Annotated in this window: 25 protein-coding genes; 24 read left to right on the top strand and 1 reads right to left on the bottom strand. The window is 39.4% G+C overall.

Going from position 1 to position 24,090, the window contains the following annotated elements:
* Positions 1–86 precede the first annotated feature (86 nt).
* Positions 87–794, top strand: coding sequence for a GLPGLI family protein (locus AC3FI7_RS07155; protein ID WP_343658805.1), 708 nt, complete (start codon positions 87–89; stop codon positions 792–794).
* Positions 795–1,192: 398 nt separating this feature from the next.
* Here AC3FI7_RS07155 and AC3FI7_RS07150 read toward each other — a convergent pair whose 3' ends face one another.
* The gene (locus AC3FI7_RS07150; protein ID WP_491461715.1) at positions 1,193–2,350 is read right to left on the bottom strand and encodes a serine hydrolase domain-containing protein; all 1,158 of its coding nucleotides are present in this window, start codon (positions 2,348–2,350) and stop codon (positions 1,193–1,195) included.
* An 876-nt stretch (positions 2,351–3,226) separates the two neighbouring features.
* Here AC3FI7_RS07150 and AC3FI7_RS07145 point away from each other — a divergent pair.
* The 23 genes from AC3FI7_RS07145 (at position 3,227) to AC3FI7_RS07035 (ending at position 24,028) form a co-directional block, all read left to right on the top strand.
* On the top strand, positions 3,227–4,318 hold the full coding sequence (locus tag AC3FI7_RS07145; RefSeq protein WP_343658803.1) for a phage tail-like protein: 1,092 nt from the start codon (positions 3,227–3,229) through the stop codon (positions 4,316–4,318).
* Entirely contained in the window at positions 4,315–4,680 is a 366-nt protein-coding gene (locus AC3FI7_RS07140; protein ID WP_343658802.1) for a hypothetical protein, read from the top strand. Before AC3FI7_RS07145 ends, AC3FI7_RS07140 begins: the two co-directional genes overlap by 4 nt.
* Positions 4,677–6,131 (top strand): relaxase/mobilization nuclease domain-containing protein, encoded by a 1,455-nt coding sequence (locus tag AC3FI7_RS07135; protein WP_491461714.1) that lies wholly within the window; start codon positions 4,677–4,679, stop codon positions 6,129–6,131. The genes AC3FI7_RS07140 and AC3FI7_RS07135 overlap by 4 nt, the downstream gene beginning before the upstream one ends.
* A 14-nt stretch (positions 6,132–6,145) precedes the next feature.
* A complete protein-coding gene (locus tag AC3FI7_RS07130; protein WP_343658800.1) occupies positions 6,146–6,796 on the top strand; it encodes a ParA family protein in 651 nt (216 codons plus the stop codon).
* 20 nt (positions 6,797–6,816) lie between these two features.
* Positions 6,817–7,398, top strand: coding sequence for a hypothetical protein (locus tag AC3FI7_RS07125; protein WP_343658799.1), 582 nt, complete (start codon positions 6,817–6,819; stop codon positions 7,396–7,398).
* Positions 7,399–7,513: 115 nt separating this feature from the next.
* Positions 7,514–7,834: a DUF4134 domain-containing protein gene (locus tag AC3FI7_RS07120; RefSeq protein ID WP_343658798.1), complete on the top strand. Its 321-nt coding sequence runs from the start codon at positions 7,514–7,516 to the stop codon at positions 7,832–7,834.
* 1 nt (position 7,835) lies between these two features.
* Positions 7,836–8,150 (top strand): DUF4133 domain-containing protein, encoded by a 315-nt coding sequence (locus AC3FI7_RS07115; protein WP_343658797.1) that lies wholly within the window; start codon positions 7,836–7,838, stop codon positions 8,148–8,150.
* Positions 8,122–11,199: a TraG family conjugative transposon ATPase gene (locus tag AC3FI7_RS07110; protein WP_343658796.1), complete on the top strand. Its 3,078-nt coding sequence runs from the start codon at positions 8,122–8,124 to the stop codon at positions 11,197–11,199. The genes AC3FI7_RS07115 and AC3FI7_RS07110 overlap by 29 nt, the downstream gene beginning before the upstream one ends.
* Positions 11,186–11,839 carry a hypothetical protein gene (locus AC3FI7_RS07105; RefSeq protein WP_343658795.1) on the top strand — a complete coding sequence of 218 codons (654 nt, stop codon included), beginning with the start codon at positions 11,186–11,188 and terminating at the stop codon, positions 11,837–11,839. The genes AC3FI7_RS07110 and AC3FI7_RS07105 overlap by 14 nt, the downstream gene beginning before the upstream one ends.
* 10 nt (positions 11,840–11,849) lie before the next feature.
* The gene (locus AC3FI7_RS07100) at positions 11,850–12,536 is read left to right on the top strand and encodes a hypothetical protein (protein WP_343658794.1); all 687 of its coding nucleotides are present in this window, start codon (positions 11,850–11,852) and stop codon (positions 12,534–12,536) included.
* Positions 12,537–12,538: 2 nt separating this feature from the next.
* On the top strand, positions 12,539–13,204 hold the full coding sequence (locus AC3FI7_RS07095; protein ID WP_343658793.1) for a hypothetical protein: 666 nt from the start codon (positions 12,539–12,541) through the stop codon (positions 13,202–13,204).
* A 5-nt stretch (positions 13,205–13,209) separates the two neighbouring features.
* The gene (locus tag AC3FI7_RS07090) at positions 13,210–14,040 is read left to right on the top strand and encodes a hypothetical protein (protein ID WP_343658792.1); all 831 of its coding nucleotides are present in this window, start codon (positions 13,210–13,212) and stop codon (positions 14,038–14,040) included.
* A 2-nt stretch (positions 14,041–14,042) separates the two neighbouring features.
* Positions 14,043–15,287, top strand: coding sequence for a TraJ family protein (locus tag AC3FI7_RS07085; RefSeq protein ID WP_343658791.1), 1,245 nt, complete (start codon positions 14,043–14,045; stop codon positions 15,285–15,287).
* A 3-nt stretch (positions 15,288–15,290) separates the two neighbouring features.
* Positions 15,291–15,905, top strand: coding sequence for a conjugative transposon protein TraK (gene traK, locus AC3FI7_RS07080; RefSeq protein ID WP_343658790.1), 615 nt, complete (start codon positions 15,291–15,293; stop codon positions 15,903–15,905).
* 2 nt (positions 15,906–15,907) lie between these two features.
* The gene (locus AC3FI7_RS07075) at positions 15,908–16,261 is read left to right on the top strand and encodes a hypothetical protein (protein WP_343658789.1); all 354 of its coding nucleotides are present in this window, start codon (positions 15,908–15,910) and stop codon (positions 16,259–16,261) included.
* A 33-nt stretch (positions 16,262–16,294) separates the two neighbouring features.
* Complete coding sequence (traM, locus tag AC3FI7_RS07070; protein WP_343658788.1) at positions 16,295–17,497, top strand: conjugative transposon protein TraM; 1,203 nt, start codon at positions 16,295–16,297, stop codon at positions 17,495–17,497.
* A gap of 4 nt (positions 17,498–17,501) precedes the next feature.
* Positions 17,502–18,368 carry a conjugative transposon protein TraN gene (gene traN, locus AC3FI7_RS07065; protein WP_491462087.1) on the top strand — a complete coding sequence of 289 codons (867 nt, stop codon included), beginning with the start codon at positions 17,502–17,504 and terminating at the stop codon, positions 18,366–18,368.
* A 43-nt stretch (positions 18,369–18,411) separates the two neighbouring features.
* The gene (locus AC3FI7_RS07060; RefSeq protein WP_343658786.1) at positions 18,412–20,406 is read left to right on the top strand and encodes a type IV secretion system DNA-binding domain-containing protein; all 1,995 of its coding nucleotides are present in this window, start codon (positions 18,412–18,414) and stop codon (positions 20,404–20,406) included.
* Complete coding sequence (locus tag AC3FI7_RS07055) at positions 20,403–21,245, top strand: M23 family metallopeptidase (RefSeq protein ID WP_343658785.1); 843 nt, start codon at positions 20,403–20,405, stop codon at positions 21,243–21,245. The genes AC3FI7_RS07060 and AC3FI7_RS07055 overlap by 4 nt, the downstream gene beginning before the upstream one ends.
* Positions 21,246–21,256: 11 nt before the next feature.
* On the top strand, positions 21,257–21,958 hold the full coding sequence (locus AC3FI7_RS07050) for a hypothetical protein (protein ID WP_343658784.1): 702 nt from the start codon (positions 21,257–21,259) through the stop codon (positions 21,956–21,958).
* Positions 21,959–21,978: 20 nt separating this feature from the next.
* The gene (locus AC3FI7_RS07045) at positions 21,979–22,512 is read left to right on the top strand and encodes a tRNA (adenine-N(6)-)-methyltransferase (RefSeq protein ID WP_343658783.1); all 534 of its coding nucleotides are present in this window, start codon (positions 21,979–21,981) and stop codon (positions 22,510–22,512) included.
* On the top strand, positions 22,512–22,715 hold the full coding sequence (locus AC3FI7_RS07040; protein WP_343658782.1) for a hypothetical protein: 204 nt from the start codon (positions 22,512–22,514) through the stop codon (positions 22,713–22,715). Before AC3FI7_RS07045 ends, AC3FI7_RS07040 begins: the two co-directional genes overlap by 1 nt.
* Positions 22,712–24,028, top strand: coding sequence for a hypothetical protein (locus AC3FI7_RS07035; protein WP_343658781.1), 1,317 nt, complete (start codon positions 22,712–22,714; stop codon positions 24,026–24,028). Before AC3FI7_RS07040 ends, AC3FI7_RS07035 begins: the two co-directional genes overlap by 4 nt.
* The last annotated feature ends 62 nt before the right edge of the window (positions 24,029–24,090 follow it).

The raw sequence follows: 24,090 nt of genomic DNA, 5'->3' as shown, positions 1-24,090 counted from the left end.
TGATTTTTATCGTTAATAAATTATCCATCCTAATATTAGGATGGATTTTTGAAATTATATAATTAAACTTCCAAAAAATTTTATCAATGAAATTTCTTTTTATTTTAATACCAATATTTATTTTTTCACAATCATACAGAGTTATCTACGATTACAGTTACGTAACAGATACCATAACCAACAATAAATTTTCAACAAGGTACTATTTAGATATTTATCCTAAGAAAGTTAAGTTTTATAATGAAAACTTTTACATATCTGATTCTATACAGAAACAAACAAAAGAGAATACATCAATGACCATGTCGGGTTCACTTATGTGTACAAGAGACACTGGTTCGGATGAGAATACTGTTTACAAGTTTATTGATAGTGATTATTACAAAATAAAATCTTCTGATAAACTGCGTTGGAAAATAGAATCAGAAAGTAAAAAAGTAAATGAATACAACTTACAGCTGGCCACCACTAAATTCGGTGGAAGGATTTGGAAGGCTTGGTTCTGTAAAGAGATTAATCTCGCTGAGGGTCCTTACAAATTTCATGGTTTACCTGGACTAATTTTTGAAGTTGAAGACGACAAAGGATACTTCAAATTTAAACTGGCCGAGATAAAAAAACTTACGTATGAATATGATACCATGAATTTTTTGGAATCAAACTTTGGCAAAAAAGCCCTGTCTGTCACTGTAGACGTATTTAATAAACTTCTTCTTAACGCCTATAATAATCCTTTTTCTGAAATTAGAACAAAAATGATGATGGGAAAAGATTACATTGGCTATATATGGTAGACAAGTAAAAAATGTAAAGGATCTGGATGACATAAAACGATTAAGACAGGAGGAAATTAGAAAGAATTATAATCCTATCGAGTTAAGCAGTAAAGTGTATTACAAATAGTAATATTTTTAACAAAGCTGTATGGCAAATCGGTGCTATTTTACATTATCTCATGTAACAATGGATAATAAATAAAACATTTTGCAGTATCGTAAATTGTATCCTCACTTCGTTACTCACGCAGTTTTGGACAAATCAAAACTTGATTTAAAGAAAAAAGGATCATCATCAAAGTAAATACAGCCTGCCACTTTCTCATTGTTCGTTGCTTATAATGAACGGAGATCCTCAGGAACATTGGAAGCACAGGATTGCTAAATCCAGATTGCAAATGAACCTAGGATACACTTTACCTTCCGGTTGATTCGCGAGTTATAGAGATCATTATCTTATCTGCCAAAGTAATCAGTTCATTTTGGGTGCCTTGATCTGCTTCATTGGATAGCAAAACAATACCGGAATTCAAATCAGGATAAAAGACCATATAGCTGCTGAATCCCAGACTTCCACCTGTATGTGAGATGCTTCTCCTGCCATCTTCTGCCATTTTTACTTTCCAGTTCAGTGCAATGGCACCATCCTCGATCTTTCCAAAGGTAGGCTGATGACTCAGAGATACAACAGGATCTTTTTCATCCAATTGAAAAGCCATATATTTCAGCATATCAGAAGTGGAGGATGCGATGCTGGCTGCTACTCTAAAATCTTCCCAATCGATCACCGGCATTATTCGCCCTTTGCCATCGTAGCTTTTTGCCATTTTTAATGGGACTTCTCCGGATTTCAGCAGATAGGTATTTTTCATATTTAATGGCTTTGCAAAATATTTTTTCAGAAGATTTTCGTAATTGTCATTGTAAACACGCTCCATTATATATCCCAGCAACTGTGCTGCAGTATTACAATGCTTCGATATGCTTCCTGGCAAAACTTTAAGTTTCACTTCGTGAAGATCTCGGTAAAGATCCTGTCTGCTGTAAATGGTGTGTACAGAATCTAAAATATAAGGTATAGCATCCGGATCAGCTTTGCCAAAAATATCTTTATCCGGCATCCAATTGGGTAGTCCCGATGTAAGATTAGCCAAATTCATCAGAGTGATCGGTGTTCCATTATATTCCAAGTTAGGATAATCGTCCTTCAGATATTTTCTTATATCATCATTCAGTTTTACCTTTTTGTCAAGAACAGCCTTTGCGAGTAGCGTAGCACCGACTGTCTTTGTAATGGAGGCTAGTTCATATATGGTATGTTCTGTCGGAAGGTGCTGCTCATCTCGTTCAGTTGAGCCGTAATTATAGATAAATTTCTTTCCATCTTTTATGATACCTACTGAAATGCCGACTCTGGAATTATTTTGCATAAAAGTAGAGACTGAACGCTGTACCAAAGAATCTAAAGGCGTTTTTAAACGATTATCAGTTGGTAATTGAGCAATCGCCTGGTTTGAAAATAATACTGCAGAGATGAGCAATACCAACTTGATGATCTGAAATGACTTTTTCATTTGAAATATTTAGTGGTTAATTATACTAATGACAGTTTTAATAATCAAATTGTTACATGATAATCGCCATCCTTAACGAGAATGGTATCTGTCTGAGTCAAAAGATGAGCAATACGGATCATAAAAAGTTCAACAATGAACATGAGATATGCTTTACTGATAAGAAAAATTCAGAAAAGTTATCAAGATTTCGATTAGAAAAGTATTTAAACGAAATAAGTGCGTTTCGTAATACGGATACATTAGACCTGAAACCTGCGTAAAATATACACGGGTTATTTTAAAACCTGCCCAAAAATGAGTATTTTGATTCAAACCTTTATTCAAATTTTTAAAATTTTCTTACTGCTACAAAAATTACATACTTTTTTTTGACCTGCACTTATTTTACACACTCTTCACAGATATATGCGTAAAATAGATACAGGTTATGTTCCAACCTGCATTAAAAAGATACATATCGACAAGCGGATAAAATGACAGCTTTGCTTTTGCTCAGTCAGAACTTTGAAAATAGGTTTACTGAAAAATAAAACAATGAATGTCAATTAATTACGCTTTTGCTGTAATTTTATTTACCGATTTTTAGAACTCTGAAAAATAATTCCAATTTAAACTGCAAGATGTGTCTTTGTATATACAAGTTTTCAAGTTGTACATCCAAGACGATCTTGCCTTCTTGCAAAAGGGGAAAAGACTTCGGAACTCGTCTTTTGTTGTTCTTAAATCTGGTATAATATTCCAAACTGTTCTTTTTTAATCTTTACAAATTTCAGATTAATCCGGACTGACTTTAAATAGTCCAAGTCCCTTCAAAGCTATTGTTTTGGGAGATTTGATGTTCCAACTTTGCAACAGAAATCTTAATCAAAAAAGATGAAAACACTTGTCTACTTTTTCTTTAGCCTTATGTCGATATCGGTCTCAGGACAGGTCGGCATTAATACTCAGTTTCCGAAAGCAACACTTGAAGTGGTTGGAAAACCAGGTGAAATGAATCATTTTGACGGAATCATTCCGCCACGTATTACCGGCGATGAATTGTCTGCAAAGACATATTCCACCGCACAAAAAGGAGCCATTGTATACGTCATCTCACCTGCAAACAGCCCAACAGGACAGGCAGCTCAACTAACGAAATCGGGATTGTATTATTTTGACGGTCAGCAGTGGAATGCATTGACTAAGAATGACTCTTTGGAAATGGTTGCACTCAGAGGCAATACTTCTACCGTTGAAATTATCGTAAAGGACTTTCTTAAGCTCGATTTTGACCAGAAAGAAAATTATATCCTGGGAAAATCAAGAAGTCCGATTACTGGCGAGTATAATACTGTTGTTGCAACAGATTCCAACATCACTTCCGGCAAAGGAAATTCGGTATTTGCTTATGCCATGTCGCAGGGAAAAGTAACAGGAAAACTGAATTACGCAGCAGGCGTATCGGCTTTGAATGGAATGGCTAATGGAACCATATCTGGTAACAGGAATATCGGAATAGGGGCCGGCGTCATGTCATACATCACGTCAGGTAATGATAATATATCAATTGGATACCTGGCAGGAACAGGAAACCGAACAGGCTCCAATAATATATTCATTGGCGTGGGCGCCGGAAGTCCGGCTGTAGGTGACAGAAGTGTTAATAATAAATTAGCTATACATTCAACCCCCGTTACAACAAGCTCAACCAGCTTTTGGGACGGTATTTCCAATAACTATACGGATTACAAATTTGCTTTGATATCGGGGGATTTTTCCGAAAGGTGGTTAAATATTAATGGTAAATTAAGCGTTACACCTTCCCAGATGCCAAACGCAGACGGCGACGCATCATATACAAAAAAAGTTGTGGCAAAAGCTGATGGTTCATTTGGTTTCGCATCAGAAATAATTCCGGCACCTCCTTCGACAGGAACATATATTTTAAAAAGCGTTGATGGAATTGCCAGTTGGAGTGTGCCATGAATAAAGATGATAGTACAGAATCTGCTGTGGTTGTTTTCAGAATCAAAAAGGAAAGAAAGGAAAATTGGAAGAAATTGTGCAAAGAAAAAGATATTTCTCTGACCAGTCTGATTATCGATTGTGTTGAACGCCGGATAATGGATGATGAAAGAAGAAAAGTTCTTGAGTTCATTGAAAAGCAGGATAATATCTTTGTAAAGATCGAAACCAATGTTAATCAGTTGGCAAGAATGGTTAACGGACAGAAGTTCATCTCGGAAAGTCAATTAGAAGTATTTTCCGCACAGCTCACAGAAATAGCAAAACTGAAAATTAGGCAAAATATGATATTTGAAAACATCTGTCGACTGCTTTCAAAATGATCGTCAAGTTAATGAAACCTGCGGGATCAAACTTTCCCGGAGTTGAGTATAACGATAAGAAGATTGAGAAGGGAAAGGGAGAGCTGATGCTGATGAAGAATTTTCCTTCATTCATTAATGAAAATAGCAATAAGCAGCAAGTCAAGAATTATCTGAAAGCGATATCCAAAAGCAATAAGGTACAAAAGCCACAATTCCACGCAGTGATCTCTACCAAATTCCAGAAGCACAGCAAGGAAGAACTTACAATGATCAGCGCAGACTTTATGGGGCAAATGGGATACGGACAACAGCCCTACATTGTAATTTTTCACAAGGATACTGAGAATAATCATATCCATATAGTTTCCACAAGGGTCAATAAACAAACCGGAAAAAAGATCGATGACAGCTACGAAAAGCTAAAAGCCCAAAAAGCTATGGCCCAGGTGATGGAAAAACGTTACGGAATAAATGAAGAGGAAAAATTAAATCAACTTTTAAATTACAAAATTGGCTCTTTTCAGCAGCTGAAAACTTTGCTCAACAGAAATGGTTACCAATTGACCGAAAACACAAATGATGGAAAATCCATTACCATTTCAAAAAACGGCATTGTCCGACGAAGGCTATCAGCGAATCAGATTGTTTTTAGCAATAAAGACAATGAGAAACGAATTAAGCAGATCAGAGCCATTTTTTCAAAATACAGGCAGCTTTATGCCAACAAAGTTTTCAGAGTGGATGATTACAGAAAAAAGGAAGGTGTCATACCTGAAAACAAACACAAAGACCATTGGAAACCGGAAATTGAATTTGAAAGCGAGCTTCAGAAAAAACTTAGAGATTCTTTTGGTATCGATATCGTGTTTCATCATAAGGATAATCGAATGCCTTTCGGATACACGTTGATCGATCACAAGACCGCAACAGTTCATAAAGGTAGTGAGATCATGAAGATGGGAGAATTGTTTGAATTCACATCAACCAGGATGGATAAAAGGTTTTTTGAGCAGTTGAAAGACTATGGCATTCACAATGCGGAAACCAGGATGGTGATGCTACAATATCTGAAAGAACGATATCCGGAAAATGAGCTGAAGGATTTTATGTTGTTTGAGAATAAAAAGATGAAGAACAGGGAAGTATTCAATGCCATCAGAAATGATGTAAAGGAATATCTCAAAAGTCAAGGTGGAGATAATGTAAGCCTTGTAAAATCCGAGGAAGGAAAATATTACGCGATCCATTCCAGGCTTCACTTCGTTGGAGAGCTGCAACCATTGATCGGAGAAAAGCAATATCAGCAGTTTCTAAATCCGGAAATGAAAAATGAAAAGCTATTGGAAAACAATACCGGAAACGATTTGAAGCAAGCAGTTAACGAAATGCTGTTTAAATGGATGAGGTCTTCCGGTACAGCAAAAGACCCATCTGAGAACGAATTGAAAAAGCGACGAAAAAAAAGATAAAACCGGTAACAAAAATGATTATCACCTTTGGAACACAAAAAGGAGGAACGGGCAAAACCACGCTTGCCATTGCTTTTGCCAATTATATTTCGGGAATATCTGAAAGGAAGGTCAACGTGTTCGATTTTGATTTTCAGAAATCCTTTTATCAAAAATGGATCGAAGATGAAGAATCAGAGCTGCCCAAACTATATGAGGTCAGGATTATTGATGAGGACAATGAACAGCCTTTCTCCGATTTTGAACATCTGATCGAAATGAAAGAAAGTGAAGAGGTCAATGTTTTTGACCTTGCCGGAACGCTGGATGCCAGGTATAGTGATCTGCTGATTTACAGTGATTTTATAGTGATCCCTTTTGAGTATTCTAATGTTTCCGCAAAATCAACGCTGGTTTTTATCAATTTTCTGGGATTGCTGGAAAGCCAGGCAGAGCGAATATTCATTAGGTCTAAATACGATAAGGGGTATAAATATCAAAACCAGGAAGGAATGGATGCTGAGATCAGTAAATACGGAATTCTGCTGAAAAGTCCTGTATTCAAAAGAAACTGTCTTCAGACCATTGATACAAGGAAGCTCACCTACGAGCAGAAATATGCGGTCAAAAATCCTTTCAATGAACTGATCGGTCACATTAATCAAATGCTTGAAATTAATATATAACGATTTTAAAAACACTTATAATGATCAAAATATTTCTAACCATTCTGGCTGTTTATCTGCTGTACTATGCAGGAAATATTGTCTATGACCTTTTTCTGAAAAAGGATGCTGCATTAAAAGAAAATGAAGCGGAAGAATATGCCCTGACTGAATTTACAGAGCAGAACAAAAACGAAATAAAATCAGTCAGTATCGATGATGTTGAACATCTTAATACACCCAATTCATTTAATACGAAGGAGCTCTTTTCTTCAAATGGCGAAGAACCGGATGATCCGCACGATTTAGAAAACTGGCGTAAGAAATTTGAATCCGAGCAGGACATCGATGCGTTTGAAACGGTCCCGGAAATTGGTGGATATTCAACAGCGAACGAAACCTCGAAACACCAGTCTTCTGAGCCGGAAGCTGTTCAAAGCGATGAAATAAAAGAGTCCTTAACTCCAAATTCTGACGACAAAAGTGTTCAATCCGAGCACAAGAAAGAAGATATTGCTTTAAAGCTCAAACAGCAATTCAACCACTTCCTCAGCCTTGCCGAAACCCAGGTCCAGGTCCTTTCAGACCGTGACGGCTTTAAGGTTTACCATTCAATGATCTAAAAGAAAACCTAAACTTTTAAATCTTCAGATGATCCGCTCAGTAGAGCCGGATAGCACACCTTCTATGACTTTTTCTGAACAAAAAAACACAGTTCAAATATAAATCTTACCTATTATGAAACACAAATGTAAACGTTACCCAACGACGAAAAAATTATTTACAGCGGCACTGCTTCTTATGGCGGTCACGCCTATGCTGGCACAGGGTGGTGCTACTGCCATCTCCAATGCAGCCAATGACATTAAAGACTATTGGGACCCGATCAAGCTGATCTTAAAAGCAGTTGGCGGATTGGTCGGTTTTATCGGCGGTCTTCGGGTCTATAACAAATGGACCAACGGCGACCAGGATGTCAATAAAGAAATCCTGGGTTATGGTGGTGCGATGATCTTCCTTATCGTTGTTCCTGAATTTGTAACCTCCTTTTTCGCATAAGATGGGATTCTACCTCTACAAGGGGCTGAAAAAGCCTCTTGTATTCTTCGGGCTAAAAGGAAAGTACATCATTTATGCAGTTGGTGTGATCGGCGCAGGGGTCGTTGCCGCACTGGTCATGTCCAAATTCGGATTGCTCGGTTCACTACTGGGACTGGCCGCTACAGCAGGAGGCGTTTACCTGATTTTCAGAAGACAGGACAAGCATGGACTCTATGACAAGACGAAAAACTTTGATCAGATCTTCATTTTTCCAAAAAGAATGAACAACAATAAAATTTTTAAAAATGGCAACAGCAAAAAAACACACCTTTGATATTCCTTTTATAGGCTACGATTACGGAAAATATTTCAATTGGGATTTTGATGTGCTGTTTGGACAATACGGCAATCCCATCATCGGAATGAGGATCAAAAACATCGTTGAGCAGTATTCTGCTGACCCGGATAACTATCTAAACTTCCATACGGTTCTTAATAAGGTTGTGTCGATCATAGGAGAGGGAAGGATCGTTCAGAAACTGGATATATTCACGAAGAAGAAATACTCCGCTGAGCCATCACCTCAATTCCTGCAGCAAAAGTATTCTGAACATTTTGACGGAAGGCTTTTTAAGACCATTGAAACTGTTTTGCTCTTTACCGATATCGTCGATGATAAGCTGAAAAAGAAAAACAAGCATTACATCTTTTCCGAAAAGGGTTTTAAGGAGCTTCGTGATAAGTCACAGAAGGTGTTTATGTTGTTGAAGCAGAGTGGCTGCGAACCTGAATTTCTGTTTGAGAAAGATTTTGAATATTACATCTCAGGGGTTTTGTCCATGCAGTTTTCAGAAGTGCCGGTATTTGACAATATCAAAAGTACCAGTGAATATCTAAAAATAGGTAATCGGTATGTCAAGAATATGGCCTATGTCGATGTCGAAAATATCGATCTGCCCTCAGAAATAGAGCCCTATTCAATACTTGGCGGAAATGGAGCCGCTTCGGAAACAGCAGTTGATAATTTTACCTTCATCAATGAACTGGAAGACTACGAAACTATTGTTTATAACCAGGTCATTACCATTCCGTTGCAGGCGCAGCAGCAACGGGAACTCGATAAAAAGAAGAAAAAACACGAGGGTGCTGCCAACAATTCACCATCCAATGCCATCATCGCAGATGAGATCCAAACCTTGCTTCATAATATCGCTATTGATGGCCAGCTGGTGGTCAATGCCCATTTTTCGCTGCTGTTTTCAGCAAACACGCTGGAAGAAATGGAAGGGATACAGTCCCAGATTGAGAATAAGCTGTTTACCAAAGGGATCATCGTTTCCAAGAATGCCTACAATCAGCTGGAGCTATTCCGGGCAGCCATTCCTGGCAATGCAACAGAACTCAGGGAGTATGATCTTTTTATGACGACAAGCGAAGCGGCCTTGTGTTTTTTTTTTAAAGAAAGCTATCCCGTGAATGAAGAATCCAATTTCTACCTAAGATTCACGGACCGGCAGGGAGTACCCTTAAAGGTTGACCCTGCTGACCTTCCGATGAAAACCGGACGGATCAACAACCGGAACAAATTTGTACTTGGACCCTCAGGTTCAGGAAAGTCATTCCTGATGAACAACATTATCGAGCAGTATCTGACCTACAATTATGATGTGGTGATAGTGGATACCGGTGATTCCTATTCGGGAACCTGCAAATATAAAGGCGGAAGATACATCCAGTACACCGAAGAAAAACCAATTACGATGAATCCTTTTCTGATGGATAAAAAAGAGTTTAATATCGAGAAAATAGAGTTTCTGACCAATCTGATCTTCCTGATCTGGCAGGGACCGGATGCAACGGTGTCTTCTGCACAAAAATCAATCCTCGATAATGTGCTGATGTCCTATTACCATCAATATTTCAATTCAGGAACCGATTGGTTTGACAATAAAACGTCAGAAGAACTGATCCTTTACCTTGCAAAATATAATATTCATGAAGAAGATATTGTTACTGATAGATCAGCAACCGGAGGCGGTTTCGAAAATAGCTATTACGATATTTTGGGACTTCCCTTCGATGCATCTGCAGATCAGATCAAAGAGACAGGACGAAAACTGTTGAAATCGTACCATCCTGATAAAAATCTGAATAATCCCGATTACGACAGCGAAAGGTTCTATAAAGTGTATGAAGCCTATGAAACCCTGAGCGATGAGCAGCGGAGAAAGATCTATAATGAAACGCAGCTGATTCTTATTAAGTCAAAAGACATCATAGAACGTCCGGGATCCACAGAAGACTGGAATCAAAGTTTCCGAAAGGCCATTATCAAAAAGATCAAGGAACTGGAAGAAAAGTTGGAAGCCAAAGAGCTTTCATTCAACGGATTTTATGATTACTGCGACAAATTCCTGCCGCTTTATCTGAACAACAAAAAGCACAGCATTACGGAAAGAGAGTTCAATCTCCGGACATTTTTATTTGTACTGAGGGATTTTTACAAAGGCGGAAGATATGCAACCACGCTGAATGAATCTGCTGATAATACGCTGTTCGATGAATCCTTCATTGTCTTCGAGATCGACAATGTAAAGGACAATCCGAAACTCTTTCCGATTGTAACGCTGATCATTATGGACACATTCATTCAGAAGATGAGGCTCAGAAAAGACCGACGAAAAGCCCTTATCATTGAAGAAGCCTGGAAAGCGATTGCGAGTAAGCTGATGGGAGGTTACATTTTGTACCTGTATAAAACGGTCCGTAAGTTTTGGGGCGAGGCGGTGGTCGTGACACAGGAACTGGATGACATCATTGGAAATGCTGTGGTGAAGGATTCTATCATCAACAATTCCGACACCTTCATCCTGTTAGACCAGACCAAGTTCAAAGATAATTTTGACCGGATTGCGTCTCTTTTATCACTGAACAAAGTAGAGCAAAACAAGATCTTCACGATCAATAATCTCAACAATAAATCCGGACGAAGCAGATTCAAGGAATTCTATCTGAAGAGAGGTTCCAAGGGTGAAGTCTATGGAAATGAGGTCTCCCTTGAACAATACCTGACCTATACCACTGAAAAGCCTGAGAAATCAGCCGTTGAGTACTATGTTCAAAAGTACGGCAATTATGACGAGGCTTTGATAAAAATCGTATCGGACCTAAAAGCTTTTGGTGATAGTCTTGAAAACCTGGTGTCTTTGGTAAATCTCTGCCGGCATCCTCTGGATCAGAAGGTCGTTTCCTACTACCAAAAGATGAAGAACAATCATCCCGGGAAAAATATCTTCAAGGTTATCGCCCAGGAACTGGAAGAACGAAACATCAATTTCCCTGAATTAATTAATAAAAATGAATATCAGTATGAAAAAGCTTAGCCTGTTATTTTTAGGATTCTGCGGACTGCTATCTGCTCAGAATACCTACATCGACCCGACAGTAACCGCTGCGATGATCCTCTATTCGGAAAATCTGAAAGCTAAACAGAACGAGGTTATTGATGAAACGTCCAAACTGAAGGATGCGCAGACCTGGGTGGGAACCCAGATGGTTGCCGCCAATGATATTCAGAATAAAATACTGAAAGGATTGAAGGAGGTTTCGGGAACCTTACAGAATGGAATCCAGGTACAGGAGATCTATTCCGAACTGAATAAGTGCTACATGTATTCCTCACAGGTGGTGCAGCTGGCATCACAGCATCCGCATTATGCGATTTTCGGTACCAGGGCTTCGCAGAAAATGTATGAGCAAAGCCTGAAGATCGTGACGGATGTTACGGATATCCTGACATCTGGAGAATTAAACCTGGCAACAGCAGGAGATCGTTACAAGATCCTGCATAACATTTCGGGAAATGTGAAAAGCCTCAAGCTCTGGCTTCTGGCCATCAAGCTGAGACTGGAGAAAGCCAACAGGCTGGGATTCTGGAATTCCATCAATCCTTTTGCAGGGTACATTAATACCGATAAGGCCATTGTGAATGACATTATGAACCGCTATAAAAGAAATTTTTAAATCAAAAGTGATGAAAAAGAAACTGATCACTTTTCTCTTCGTTGTGGCAGCCTATTTCCTACTGACTTCATCCGGCGGTAGTTCTACACCGGCCTGGCAACAGGAAAATGTTTCTTTCCCAATGATGGATATTGAGATCAATGCTACCATGAAAGAACACGACCGGCAAAAAGAGATGCGGCAAAAGCAAACGCTCAATGCCTCTGTGGAAACGGCCAATGAGTCCCAATGGAAGAATTTCAAAGACAAGGTGACCAAGATCCAGGACAGGCTGCGTGTTGTCTCATTTGCAATCCAGGCAATACCTGCAGGCATAGCAATGAGCAGGGAAATAACCAAAATAACGGATAATCAAACTGCCATTATCAATGAAATTAATACAGCGCCTTATTCCATCATTACTGTTCTTCCAACACAAGTACAATTTGTGGATGACCTTCAGATGACCTTAAGGTTACTCACCGGAATTCTTCTGTCCTATGGAGCTATCAATCAGATGGAACAATCGGAACGTAAGGTATTACTGAATTACGCATTGGGCGAGGTTAAAGCACTCAGTAGGAATTCAACCTATATGCTCCTGAAAATAAGAGACATCAAAGCCAAGGTTTTACGGAACAAACGAGCTTTCCAGTACTATGTCAACAGGGACCGACGGGTTGTAGAAAACATTATGAACCATATCAAATCCTTTTAGTGATGAAGAAAACAGTTACTATCAGCATTTTCCTGTCCTCATTTGTTGGGATAAACAGCCAGCAGATCGTAATCAACGATAAACTGCTCTCACAGATCACGGTCAACCACGGGGTACGTCTGGCCAGCGAGCAGGCATTCCTGGGTTCTTACAAAAAGCAGAAAGAACTCTACGACGATATCAATAATAAAACAAAGCAGGTGATCGCCATTCAGGAGTATATCTACCAGCAGCTGAAGAATGTCAATTCTGCGCTGACCCAAAGTAAAAAGCTCATCTATCTCTATCAGTATCTGGGAAAGATCGTCAGTAGTTCCAATAAAATGATGGAGCTATCTGCACAGCGTCCCGAATATGCCGCACTGGTTTCAAAATATTATGTGGACATCGGAAAACAGGTCATAAAGCTCCAGCAGGAAGTTACGCAGGATATTCTGAACGAGGATAAGGATTTTCTGATGGATGCGATGGATCGCGAGATGCTGATTGAAAAGGTTTTTACCCGGGTGAGGAACATCCAGGGGAACATCCTCTACATAATTATGAGACTTGAAAATGCGAAGAAAATACCGTATGTGTACCAGGTACCGGTTCTGAGGAATTACGTCAATATTGACAGAGCTATCGTTGGTGATATTATGATTAAGTACAAATACATCTTCAATTAAGAGTTATGGAAATAGTATTGAAAAAAGGGCCATTCTTGGTTTTTCTATGTGTTGCCGTAGCGGCATCAGCACAAATAAGTGTCAAAAGACTGAATGATCCAGCAATTGTTGCCCAACATAAACGTATGACCTTTGAGAGCTGGGGAGACTGGCGGCCATACCCCAAATATTTCCTGGGTATCCAGACCAATTTTGCCTATGCGACGGTCTGGGGAATGTGGGCACCCAAGATCAATAGGGATTATAAGGACGGTGACGATATCCGTCCGTTGAAACCTACCGGAGAACAAAATCTACGATTCGCACAGCTCAAGTTCCAGGAAGAGGAAGCTAAGAAGATCAAGGCTGCATCCGACACGATATACAAAAGAAGCGTTCAGGATCTGGCATATTGGACTTCGGCCACGGTTGATGCGGACCCGCTATGGTTACTGTACTACAAACGAATGCTCAGGCCGATCACGGAATTTCCGGACAACCCGCAGAATTTTATGGAATGGCGACTGAAAGACCAGGAGACCTACGAAACGCTTAATAGTATTGGAACATTAAAACGGCTTCAGGAACAGCTTGATCTTATAAAAGATAAATACACGTTGTCCCGGACAATGGATATGCCGAGAGGGAAACGCTTCATTATGTATCACGAAACGCTGATCCGGTGGCGGATATTTGTGCAGGAACTCAGAAAGTACAATAACAGGACAACGCTGCTTCTGGATTATAAAAACATTCTGAGCAGTCATTTAGTAACTGCATTGCCTACACAATGGACACCTAACTCAGACAAAGGAATTGTTCAAAACGTTATGCAGCAATATAAACACAAATATTAGAGATGAATAAAAAACTAATGCTTTGCCTTTTGGCAATATTACTACCGCTCATCACCTTTGCACAGACCGATGGCGATTACAGCAATCTGCTTCAGTTTCTGAAGGGTGATGGCGCTTTTGAAAAGTGGTTTATGGAGGTCTTTACCAAGCTGGACACCAGTATTCAGGACAGCGCTCAAGGTTCCGCACTAGTAGGAAGAGCGATTGGAGGATTAGGTGCATTGATGTATCTCGGTTATATGGGCTGGCAGATGGCCGCCGGAGACCGGGAATGGGAAATCACCCCGATGCTTAAGCCGATTCTGATTGGCTTTACTTTGGTGTATTGGACGGGGTTTGTCAATCTTATACAGGCACCCTTTGAAGCTATTGCGGAACCCGGCATTGCGATTTTCAGCGATATAGAATCTGAGGTCAATGATCTGCGGGTTCAGCGATTCAAAAAACAACAGCAATTGTTGGATGCCGTCATTAAGCTTAATGCTGAGGAAGATGCGAAGCAGGAAGTGATTAACAATACTTCAAAAGATGCAGATGATTCGTGGTTTGATATCAGCGACGGGATCGATAAGCTGCTGCAGCCCATCAAGGAATGGCAGATCAGGATGCAGTTCCAAATGCAGAAACTCGTTGCTGAAGTGATCGAGTTTGTCTGTCTTTCCATTCTGAGGATCTGTGTTTACCTGATATTTTTTATCCAGAAAATATGGGCATACATTCTAATCATTTTAGGTCCGATCGCTATTGGAATGGCCCTTGTACCGGGATTTGAAAACTCGCTTTACAGCTGGGTATCCAAGTTCATCAATATTAATCTGTACACATTTGTCGCTTATACTGTCATCAACATTGGACAACAGCTTATCGCCTCAGGCTACACGATGGAAATCGAACGGTATGATACCTTACTGACCAACGGAACTGTTACCAACCTTGATGCCTTAATGGTCTATGTTAGTAATTCAGGAATGATCTATAATGGACTTTTTACCTGTGTTGCATATATAGTAACCGGTATTGGTGTTCTGATGACTCCAACAATAGCAGACAGTATTGTTTCAGCAGGCGGGGCCGGTGCTATGACGAAAATGAAACAAGCCGCCGGAAAAGTGGCAAGCAGTGCGAAAACAGCCGTACTGACTGTGAAAACAGGCGGAGCTGCTGCAGCGGCGTCAGCTGCCAAATCAGCCGCAGCAGGTTCCGCTTCAGGTAGGGTTAATAGTGCAATGAATAACAAAAAGAAATAAAATATGCTGATAAAAAATATAGAACAGCGAATTAGAATCAATAAGATCGTTTCTCTATCTGCCATTGGTTTTGCCGTATTCATCGTTATTGCCGGATTTTTCTTTTCCTATCGGATAATCCAGGATTCTCGAAGATCCATTTACATTCTCGATAATGGCGTTCCGGTGTTGGCTAAGCAGACTGATGTCCTTTTGAACCGCCCGGTAGAATACAAAGCCCAGATTGAACTTTTTCACCGCCTTTTTTTCACACTGGCTCCGGACGATGCTTATATCAAGGAGAATATTCAGAAGTCACTCTATATGATTGACGACAGCGGGAAAAAGGAATACACCAATCTCCGGGAAAAAGGATTTTATAACCAGATCGTTGCTTCCAGCTCAATGGTCAGCATCCATGCTGATTCAATCACGCTCAATATGGATCGAAATAAATTTCAATTCTTCGGAAAGCAGATGATCACGAGGAAATCATCGGTCATCACCCGAAAGCTGATTACTGAAGGATTCTTCGAGGACATTATCCGAAGCACCAATAATCCACATGGTGTGCTGTTGAAGAACTGGCGCATCATCGATAACGAGGAACTTTCCAATCAAACCAAAAACTCGTATTAAGAATGAATGCTTTTATAAAACAGAACGGACAGAAATGGCTGGGCCGTCTGGCTAAAAATCCGAAAAGGTTCTTTATCTCTTCGATGATCTTTCTTTCGGTATCATTTATAGGATCGCTGATACAGGGTATTTTCTTTCCTTCCCAAAAGACCTTTACCATTAAACCGCCTGTTCTTTATTCCAATAGTGGGATCAGCCAGAATACGGCTTCTGCTCAGAACACGGAAACGGAAAAGATCGTTAATGAATTGAAGTTGCTGAAAGAAAAAAGAGACCGGAATGCTTTACAAAAAGAAGACAGCCTGAGAATAGAATTTTTGTTTAATCAATACCAGCAATTCAAAAAAAGCCGCTAGTAACGCAGACCACTCACCTAAAATCAAAACGCAATGAAGAAAATAAATTTCAAACAGAAAAAATATGTGTTGCCGCTCCTGGCTCTGCCGTTCATGCTTCTTTTCGGCTATGTCGGTGCGGAGTTCTCGAAAGAGGATAAGCCCAAAGACAAGCCGAAAGAGCTGTCCCTTTCACTAGGCGAAACCAAGGATTCTATTATGAATAAGAACGATGCCTACGACGCATTTTTCAAAAAAGATGACAACCGGACGATGCTGGAAGGACTGGATAAGGAACGGGACAGCCTGTTAAGTTATGACGATCAATTATCACTGGCTCAAAAGAGAAAAATTGATTCCTTAAAAGCGGTTTCCTCAGGACAGAATCAATATCAGGCTAAAGGAAATTCTTCATCCTATTATAATCCAAAGCAGCAAAATGAAGACAAAGACTACAAAAGGTCTTCTGAGATTATCCGGATGCTGAATGAGAAATCATACGGGGATCAGGGAAACAATTTCGCCGGGACACCGAAGGAAAAGACACAAAATGTCCAACCTGACCCGGTCAAATATCTGAAGCAACAGATGCTAGTGATGGATTCCCTGGAAAAGGCAAGAGATCCGGAATACCAAAGCAAACTGGTGGCAGAACAACGGCTCAAAGCAAATAAGGAAAAGATGGACGAGTTTCTGAACTCAACGTTCAATGTCAGCAAATCAGGAATCAACAATGTTTTCAATGCCTTTTATAAAGAACAGGAAAACAGCTTTATCAAAGCGGTCATTGATGAGAATAATAAAGGGTTCCTCGGCAGCAGGATCAGGTTCCGTTTATTAGAAGATATATTCGTCGGAAACAGAAAGATCAGCAAAGGTTCCATTCTCTATGGGCAGATTTCCGGATTCTCTATGCAAAGGGTTGATCTGAAGATCGTCTCGGTATTCACCAAGGGAGAGATCTTTCCTGTTAACCTCTCCATCTATGATGTGGACGGGATGAAAGGGCTATATGTTCCCCAGAGCGTGTTCCGGGATATGATCCGGGAAATGGGAAGCAATTCGGTTCAGGGTACGCAAATGGATATGGGCGGACAGGGCTTCTTCACCAGCATCGGTTCCAAATTGTTCACTTCCACTTCAAAATCTATAGCCAATCTGATAAAAACCAATAAAGCCAAACTGAAGTACAATTCCTATGTATTCCTGATCGACGAAAAACAACTTAAAGAATCACAAAACCAGCAAAATAAATAAAATGATGAGAAATTTATTATACAGTCTGATGCTGTTTACATTAAACTTGTTAACCGCACAAACCGCTACTCCTGAACAAATCATTTCTGATCTGCCGGAACTTGAGATCACGAAAGGAATAAACCTGCATATGATATCACCCGAACCGATTCAGTATGTAGACCTTTCCACCGATAAACTGACCGGGGATCTTCCAGCCAACAATATCGCAAGGATTAAAATTACCGATAACCCAAGCTCTGAGAAAGATAAAAAGAAACAGTCCGCGCCTTTTTTCAGCGGAGATACTGTGGGTATCATCACGGTTGTCGGGCAATCTTTCATCGCACAGTATAAAGCGGTTTATAGAAACGCAGATAATTTCAATACGGTTACCAATATTCACATTCAGCCCGAAGCGATGCAGCCTATCGAGTTCGATAGAATGGTCTTCTCAAACCGTGAGCTTAGGAAATTTGCCTTGGGCATCATTCAAAAGAAGGCCGATAAAAAACCGGTCAGAAATGAAAACAATCTGAATCTCAGTATGCAGCTTAACAATGTATATGTGATGGGTGATTACATCTTTCTGGATATGACCTTTAAAAATACTTCCAACCTGAGCTACGATCTGGAGGCTCTTAAGTTTTCCATAGAGGACAAGAAGATCCATAAGGCGACCAATAATCAGAGTATTGAAATGACACCGGTTTTCCAGTTGAATTCTCAAAAGCACTTCAGGAAAAACCTCAGAAATATATATGTCTTTAAAAAGTTTACCTATCCGAACTCCAAAGTGTTGATGATCCGGATGATTGAGCAACAGCTATCCGGAAGGACCATCGAAATGAAAGTGAACTATTCGGATATCCTTAAAGCAGATACCTTCTAGCGGAAGTTCCGCTTCCATTTTTCTAAACTTTAAATAAAAAGAAATGCAAGAACAACAACATCAGATAAAGATCTATGGATTCCTGCAAAAGGCAGTCTATGGTGTGGTTGCATTGGATTGTGCTGCTCTTTTTTACCTGAATGCTCAAGTTCCGGTAATCTCCAATCTATTAAAGAATTTGTCGAAGATGAGCTTTATTTATCCACCCATTAATGCCAAGTTTGCCACACTCCTTTTGATCGGGTTGGTTGCTATCGGCACGAAGGCTAAGAAAAAGAAAGACCTTAATGTAGCAAAGGAGATCATTGTTCCAATGGTTCTGGGACTGATAATGATGTTCTGTTCCCTATTATGGCAGAAGGAAGCAGGAGACACCAAGCTTCCAAAAGTCTTCCCTGGGATGAACCTGTACCAGGTCATTTATGCGGTTCTCTCTTTTCTGGGTGCTGTAATTCTTCAGATGGGTGCAGACAGCATCTCTAAGCTGATGCAGCAGAAAATGGGGAAAGACCGATGGAACGTGGAGGAAGAATCCTTTGACCAGAACAAAGAGCTTGTCAATACCGACACCAGCATTAATATTCCCTACCTGTTTCGTTATAATGGCAAGATCAACAAAGGATGGATCAACATCAATCCTTTCCGAGGAACAACGGTGATCGGAACGCCTGGAAGCGGAAAATCATTCGGGGTGATCAATCCGGCTATCCGCCAGATGATCGCAAAAGGCTTCTGTTTAGGCATTTATGATTTTAAGTTTCCGGATTTGGCGCAGATCGCCTATTATCATTATCTACTGAAAAAAAGTAAAGCGTCTGAATATAATTACAGCTTCTATGTGATCAACCTCAATGAGGTCGAAAGATCAAAGCGGGTCAATCCTTTTCATAAAAAGTATGTCCAAACACTAGCAGAAGCACAGGAAATGGCGGAATCGATGGTATCCTCACTACAGAAAGGCGGAAGCAGTTCAGGGGGAGGATCGGATGCGTTCTTTACCCAATCCGCAATCAACTTCCTCTCATCCTGTATCTACTTCTTTGCTACCCTGGAAAACGGAAAATACTCAGACCTGCCGCATATCCTTTCCTTTATGAACCGTAGCTACCAGGAGATCTTTGATACGTTGTTTACTAATGAGGAGATAGGCTCCCTTCTATCACCATTCAAAACGGCCTATGACAACAGAGCTTTTGACCAATTGGAAGGGCAGATCGGAACATTAAAGATATTTTTGTCCAGGTTAGCAACCAAAGAAAGTTTCTGGGTGTTTTCCGGCAATGAAGTTGAACTAAAGATTACCGACAGGGAAAATCCGTCCATCCTGATCTTAGCCTCAGATCCGGGAACACAGGATATTAATTCTGCTTTGTATTCGTCCGTGTTAAACCGAACCCTACGACTGATCAATTCCAAGCACAATCTGCCGGGTGGCATTATTGCGGATGAGTTTCCAACTATTTATATCCATAAGATTGACAATGTAATCGCCACAGCAAGGAGCAACAAGGTTGCCGTGTTGCTTGGCCTTCAGGAGATTCCTCAGCTTCGCCAGTTTTATAAAAAGGAGGTGGCAGATACCATCTCTGCCATTGTCGGAAATATTCTTTCCGGATCGGCAAGGGACAAAAATACACTAGAATGGCTGGAAAAACTGTTCGGAAAGATCAAGCAGAAATCCTATTCCCAATCCATATCACAGCAAGGAACGACAACGAGCATCAATGAAAAAATGGATAATATGATCCCGGCTGGAAAAATAGCAGCATTGAGGACAGGTGAAATGGTTGGAATGATTGCACAAGGAGAAGAAAACGACGCAGATGAATATAAAACATCTGCAATTCATGGAAAGATCAATTTGGATATGAAAGTCCTTAAGGAAGAAGAGAAACAATACCCTCAGATGCCGGTCTATTATTCATTTATTGACAAACGGGGAATTAACCGCAAAGAAGAAATACTTATGAGCAATTTCCGGAAGATCAACAAGGAAGTCGAACTCATTGTGAATGAATTTATAAAATCAGCATCATGAATTTACTTAAAACATACTTTCTGATCGGATTGCTCTTTTCTTTTCATTCGTCGCTTTATGGACAATTTAATACGCTTACACCTACAATGCCAAAGAAAACAGAAAACGTTCGAATCTTGGAAAAAACGGAAGAGACCAAGGATCTTAAAAAGAAAACGGATAAAAAATTCTGGAAAGACATTTTTAACGCGACATCCAAAGCTGAGCTGAAAAAAGAATTGGACTCACTGAAAAGATGGATTATGGAGAATTCAGATAAAAAAGACAAAAAATGGGATGTGAAAGAAGTTAAGGATTCACTGATTTTAGACTTACAGAGCCGACGACTTATCCATCAACAAAAGAGAGACTTTGAGAATATGAATGATCAAGTAAAGTTCTCAAAGATCGCAATGCCCTTGAGCAATGCTTTTAAAATATCTTCTTCCTACGGAAAAAGAATACATCCCATTACCGGAACAGTGAGAATGCATAATGGCATTGACCTTAAAGCCTACTTTGAGAATGTGTATGCTGTAATGGACGGGATAGTTACAGCCAGTGGCTGGGATCCCAAAGGTGGCGGAAATTATATTAAAGTAAAACATTTCAACCGTTTTGAAACGGCTTACCTACATCTTTCAGAAAGCTATTACAAAGTGGGAGAGTTGGTAAGAACGGGATACATCATTGCAAAAAGTGGCAATACCGGGAACTCTACCGGACCTCACCTGCACTTTGCGGTGAAGAAGAATGAAAAATTTATCGATCCTATGCATTTTCTTAATGACCTGATCAGAGAGAATCATTTGCTAATAGCATCTTATGGTAACGAACCAACTTCTTATTTCCAAAAATAAAAAATACAATTATGAAACATCAAAATTTACCTACAGAAGATTTGAAAAACTATGGAATTATTAATGATGATCTAACTTTTTCCAAAAAATTAAGTTCTGACGATATTAAGAAATTTCTTCAGGGTTATACAATTGTTGCAGATAATGAGAGAAACAGGGCAACCTTCCAACTTACTGATAATAACACCCAGCTGAAAGTCATATTTCTTGAGAGGGACAAGAACCTTACAGAAATTCTTGAACAAAGCAAAGAAAAATTCCAGTATACGGACATTAAAGATCTTTCAAAATCTCAACAAGATTGGGGTATCGAAAAGAAAGCCTTCATTTTTGATAAGCAAAATGGAAAAGTAGTTGAATTTGACTTTATTAAAAATGCTACTGAGCTTACCGCTATTATAGCCGATCAAAAGAATCTGCAGGAACTAAACCGCTACAAAGCTGAACTACAAAAGCTGAAAAATTATATCTATGACAAAATCGACCAATACCCGGAAATTGCTAAAGAAATCTCAAATGATATCACAATAGTTTCCAGGGAACTCGATGCCGTTGCGAGAATCTCCATCGAAGATGAAAGGTTTCGGAATGGTGATTCTAATATTTTGTTTGATGTGATCGATTCAGATCTATACGACCAGGCTAGCAGAATGAGCGAGGAATATGAAGGACAGGAAGAAGAGTTACAAAAGGCAAAACTTAGAGGAAGATAATTTTTTATATATCAACGATTATGAAAAGTCATGAAATTTTATATTCCGCTGGCAATAATGATGAATGTCACACTCCTAAATACGCAGTAATACCAATCCTTGGATATATACCGGAAAATGCTATTGTCTGGTGCCCCTTTGATACACAAAAAAGCGAATTTGTAGGAGAAATCAGCAAAACAAATAAAGTTGTGTTTTCGCATATCGACGATGGTAAGGATTTTTACAGGTACGAACCTGAAAGCTGGGATATCATCATATCAAATCCTCCTTTTACCAATAAAAGAAAAATTTTTGAAAGATGTCTGAATTTCAATAAGCCTTTTGCATTGTTAATGTCCAATACCTGGTTAAATGATGCCGCACCGAAACAACTTTTTATGCAAAAAGAGTTACAATTACTGATGTTCGATCAAAGAATCAAATTTAAATGTAATGGACTCGTCAATAATAAGATTACTTACAGCAGCAGTTATTATTGCTGGAATTTCCTGCCAAAGCAAATAGTTATGGAAAAAATTAATCGAACGATAAATAACTGTCACAAGAAATAATGAAACGCAATGGAAAGGAATTATCCTGGTTCGAAAGAATGATTAGTCCCAGAACCACAGCCTATAAAGATTTTATAAATGAACTGAAAAGCATATCATCTGAATTATTTTTTCGATATGACGAAAAAGAGAATTTGGTTGCTGCGTCCGGCCTTCCGGAGGGGTGGATCTGGTATGATTATGACGATGGAGCGGTTCTTTGAGAAGCCCGGAGGGTCATTCCTATTACAGCTATGATCTGCAAACCCAGGAATACCGATCACCTTATGGAAACAATGAATGGAAAAATATGGGGGATTTTAAAAGTTTGGACGAATTTAAAAGCGATTCTGAAGAAGCCTTAAAAGAATCAGCGGCACAAAATGATCTTTCTCCAAAACTATCCGAAGAAGAGATAAAGGGGCTACTAGATTACGGAATCTTGAAAAAAGAAAACGAATATAAACTGAATGATTTAATGATTACAGCAAGCCAAAGAAAGGCTTTTGCGGAAGAAATGGAATTTGGAACAACTAACGGCGATTATTCACTGACAGCAAAGCAAATGGACACCATCCCTGATATCCTCGACGGTCATTCTTTAACACCAAGTGATAAATATGCATTGGCGTTTGGTTATTTGGAAAAACGGGAATATGGTGAGTTTTACACCGTCTTAAATAATGGTGAAATATTAAAAACTTATTTGGATGAAAATAATTTGCCCTCATATAAAACACTAACAAACAATGATATAAAGTTTAACAATCAAAATCCACAAATTATGGAAACAGAAAAAGAATTCGACAGGGTACAATACCTGAAAAACCAGATGAAATATCTTGGCTTCGGCGAAAGTGAACAACTTCACAGAGATTTAGAAAAGGGCCTTCAATCAACAGAGCAACATTTTGAAATTCAGACGGGTTCCGATAAAGCTTTACCCGGAAACAAAGCTGATTTTACGCTAAAATTCAACAAAACCGATAGCGGCGGCGTTTTTCTCAATTCATTCAATGCAAAACTGACTAATGAAAAAAATGAGGAACGTTCCCATAATTTTCCTGTCAGCAGGGATAACAGTTTTACCGCAAAAGAGGCCATCAATCTTCTGGAAGGACGCAGTGTAAAGATTGAATTCGATAATCCGAAAAGCGGGCAGCGGGAAAATGCCTTTGCGCAATTTGATTTCAATGAGCCTAAAACAGAAAAAGGAAACTATATGTTTCAAAACTTCTACAAAAATTACGGTGTTGACACGGATAAGATCGTTGAGAAAGCAAATTTGGTCTTCGATAAACCAGAATGGAAGGATAATGCTATAAAATCTTTGGAAAAAGGAAATATCGTTAAAGTAAAATTTAAACAGGACGATTCCATTATCGAAGGAAGAGCAGTTCTGGACCCACAGAACAGAAACCTTAAACTCTATGACAACGAGATGAACAGGCTGAACAGCAATAAACCATTGGAAGGGCTGGAACAGGATAACAAGCACGAAAAAAATAACGTGAAAGAACAGAGTATCAAACGATAAATTTTACCTGACTATTATCCCAAGGCGGTAGGTCTAACGATTTACCGCTTTTCTTAAAAACC

Source organism: Chryseobacterium sp. TQ-BC-N36 (assembly GCF_058382295.1).
Note: the sequence above shows the minus strand (reverse complement) of the source record. Positions and strands in the feature narration are given on the sequence as shown.

Coding starts and splice junctions, on each gene's coding strand:
- AC3FI7_RS07125 (WP_343658799.1), top strand. CDS start 6,817: ATGATCAAAATATTTCTAACCATTCTGGCTGTTTATCTGCTGTACTAT.
- AC3FI7_RS07055 (WP_343658785.1), top strand. CDS start 20,403: ATGAATTTACTTAAAACATACTTTCTGATCGGATTGCTCTTTTCTTTT.
- AC3FI7_RS07090 (WP_343658792.1), top strand. CDS start 13,210: ATGGAAATAGTATTGAAAAAAGGGCCATTCTTGGTTTTTCTATGTGTT.
- AC3FI7_RS07085 (WP_343658791.1), top strand. CDS start 14,043: ATGAATAAAAAACTAATGCTTTGCCTTTTGGCAATATTACTACCGCTC.
- AC3FI7_RS07135 (WP_491461714.1), top strand. CDS start 4,677: ATGATCGTCAAGTTAATGAAACCTGCGGGATCAAACTTTCCCGGAGTT.
- AC3FI7_RS07040 (WP_343658782.1), top strand. CDS start 22,512: ATGAAACGCAATGGAAAGGAATTATCCTGGTTCGAAAGAATGATTAGT.
- AC3FI7_RS07075 (WP_343658789.1), top strand. CDS start 15,908: ATGAATGCTTTTATAAAACAGAACGGACAGAAATGGCTGGGCCGTCTG.
- AC3FI7_RS07115 (WP_343658797.1), top strand. CDS start 7,836: ATGGGATTCTACCTCTACAAGGGGCTGAAAAAGCCTCTTGTATTCTTC.
- AC3FI7_RS07095 (WP_343658793.1), top strand. CDS start 12,539: ATGAAGAAAACAGTTACTATCAGCATTTTCCTGTCCTCATTTGTTGGG.
- AC3FI7_RS07045 (WP_343658783.1), top strand. CDS start 21,979: ATGAAAAGTCATGAAATTTTATATTCCGCTGGCAATAATGATGAATGT.
- traN (WP_491462087.1), top strand. CDS start 17,502: ATGAGAAATTTATTATACAGTCTGATGCTGTTTACATTAAACTTGTTA.
- AC3FI7_RS07120 (WP_343658798.1), top strand. CDS start 7,514: ATGAAACACAAATGTAAACGTTACCCAACGACGAAAAAATTATTTACA.
- AC3FI7_RS07100 (WP_343658794.1), top strand. CDS start 11,850: ATGAAAAAGAAACTGATCACTTTTCTCTTCGTTGTGGCAGCCTATTTC.
- AC3FI7_RS07060 (WP_343658786.1), top strand. CDS start 18,412: ATGCAAGAACAACAACATCAGATAAAGATCTATGGATTCCTGCAAAAG.
- AC3FI7_RS07155 (WP_343658805.1), top strand. CDS start 87: ATGAAATTTCTTTTTATTTTAATACCAATATTTATTTTTTCACAATCA.
- AC3FI7_RS07110 (WP_343658796.1), top strand. CDS start 8,122: ATGGCAACAGCAAAAAAACACACCTTTGATATTCCTTTTATAGGCTAC.
- traM (WP_343658788.1), top strand. CDS start 16,295: ATGAAGAAAATAAATTTCAAACAGAAAAAATATGTGTTGCCGCTCCTG.
- AC3FI7_RS07140 (WP_343658802.1), top strand. CDS start 4,315: ATGAATAAAGATGATAGTACAGAATCTGCTGTGGTTGTTTTCAGAATC.
- AC3FI7_RS07145 (WP_343658803.1), top strand. CDS start 3,227: ATGAAAACACTTGTCTACTTTTTCTTTAGCCTTATGTCGATATCGGTC.
- AC3FI7_RS07150 (WP_491461715.1), bottom strand. CDS start 2,350: ATGAAAAAGTCATTTCAGATCATCAAGTTGGTATTGCTCATCTCTGCA.
- AC3FI7_RS07050 (WP_343658784.1), top strand. CDS start 21,257: ATGAAACATCAAAATTTACCTACAGAAGATTTGAAAAACTATGGAATT.
- AC3FI7_RS07105 (WP_343658795.1), top strand. CDS start 11,186: ATGAAAAAGCTTAGCCTGTTATTTTTAGGATTCTGCGGACTGCTATCT.
- AC3FI7_RS07130 (WP_343658800.1), top strand. CDS start 6,146: ATGATTATCACCTTTGGAACACAAAAAGGAGGAACGGGCAAAACCACG.
- traK (WP_343658790.1), top strand. CDS start 15,291: ATGCTGATAAAAAATATAGAACAGCGAATTAGAATCAATAAGATCGTT.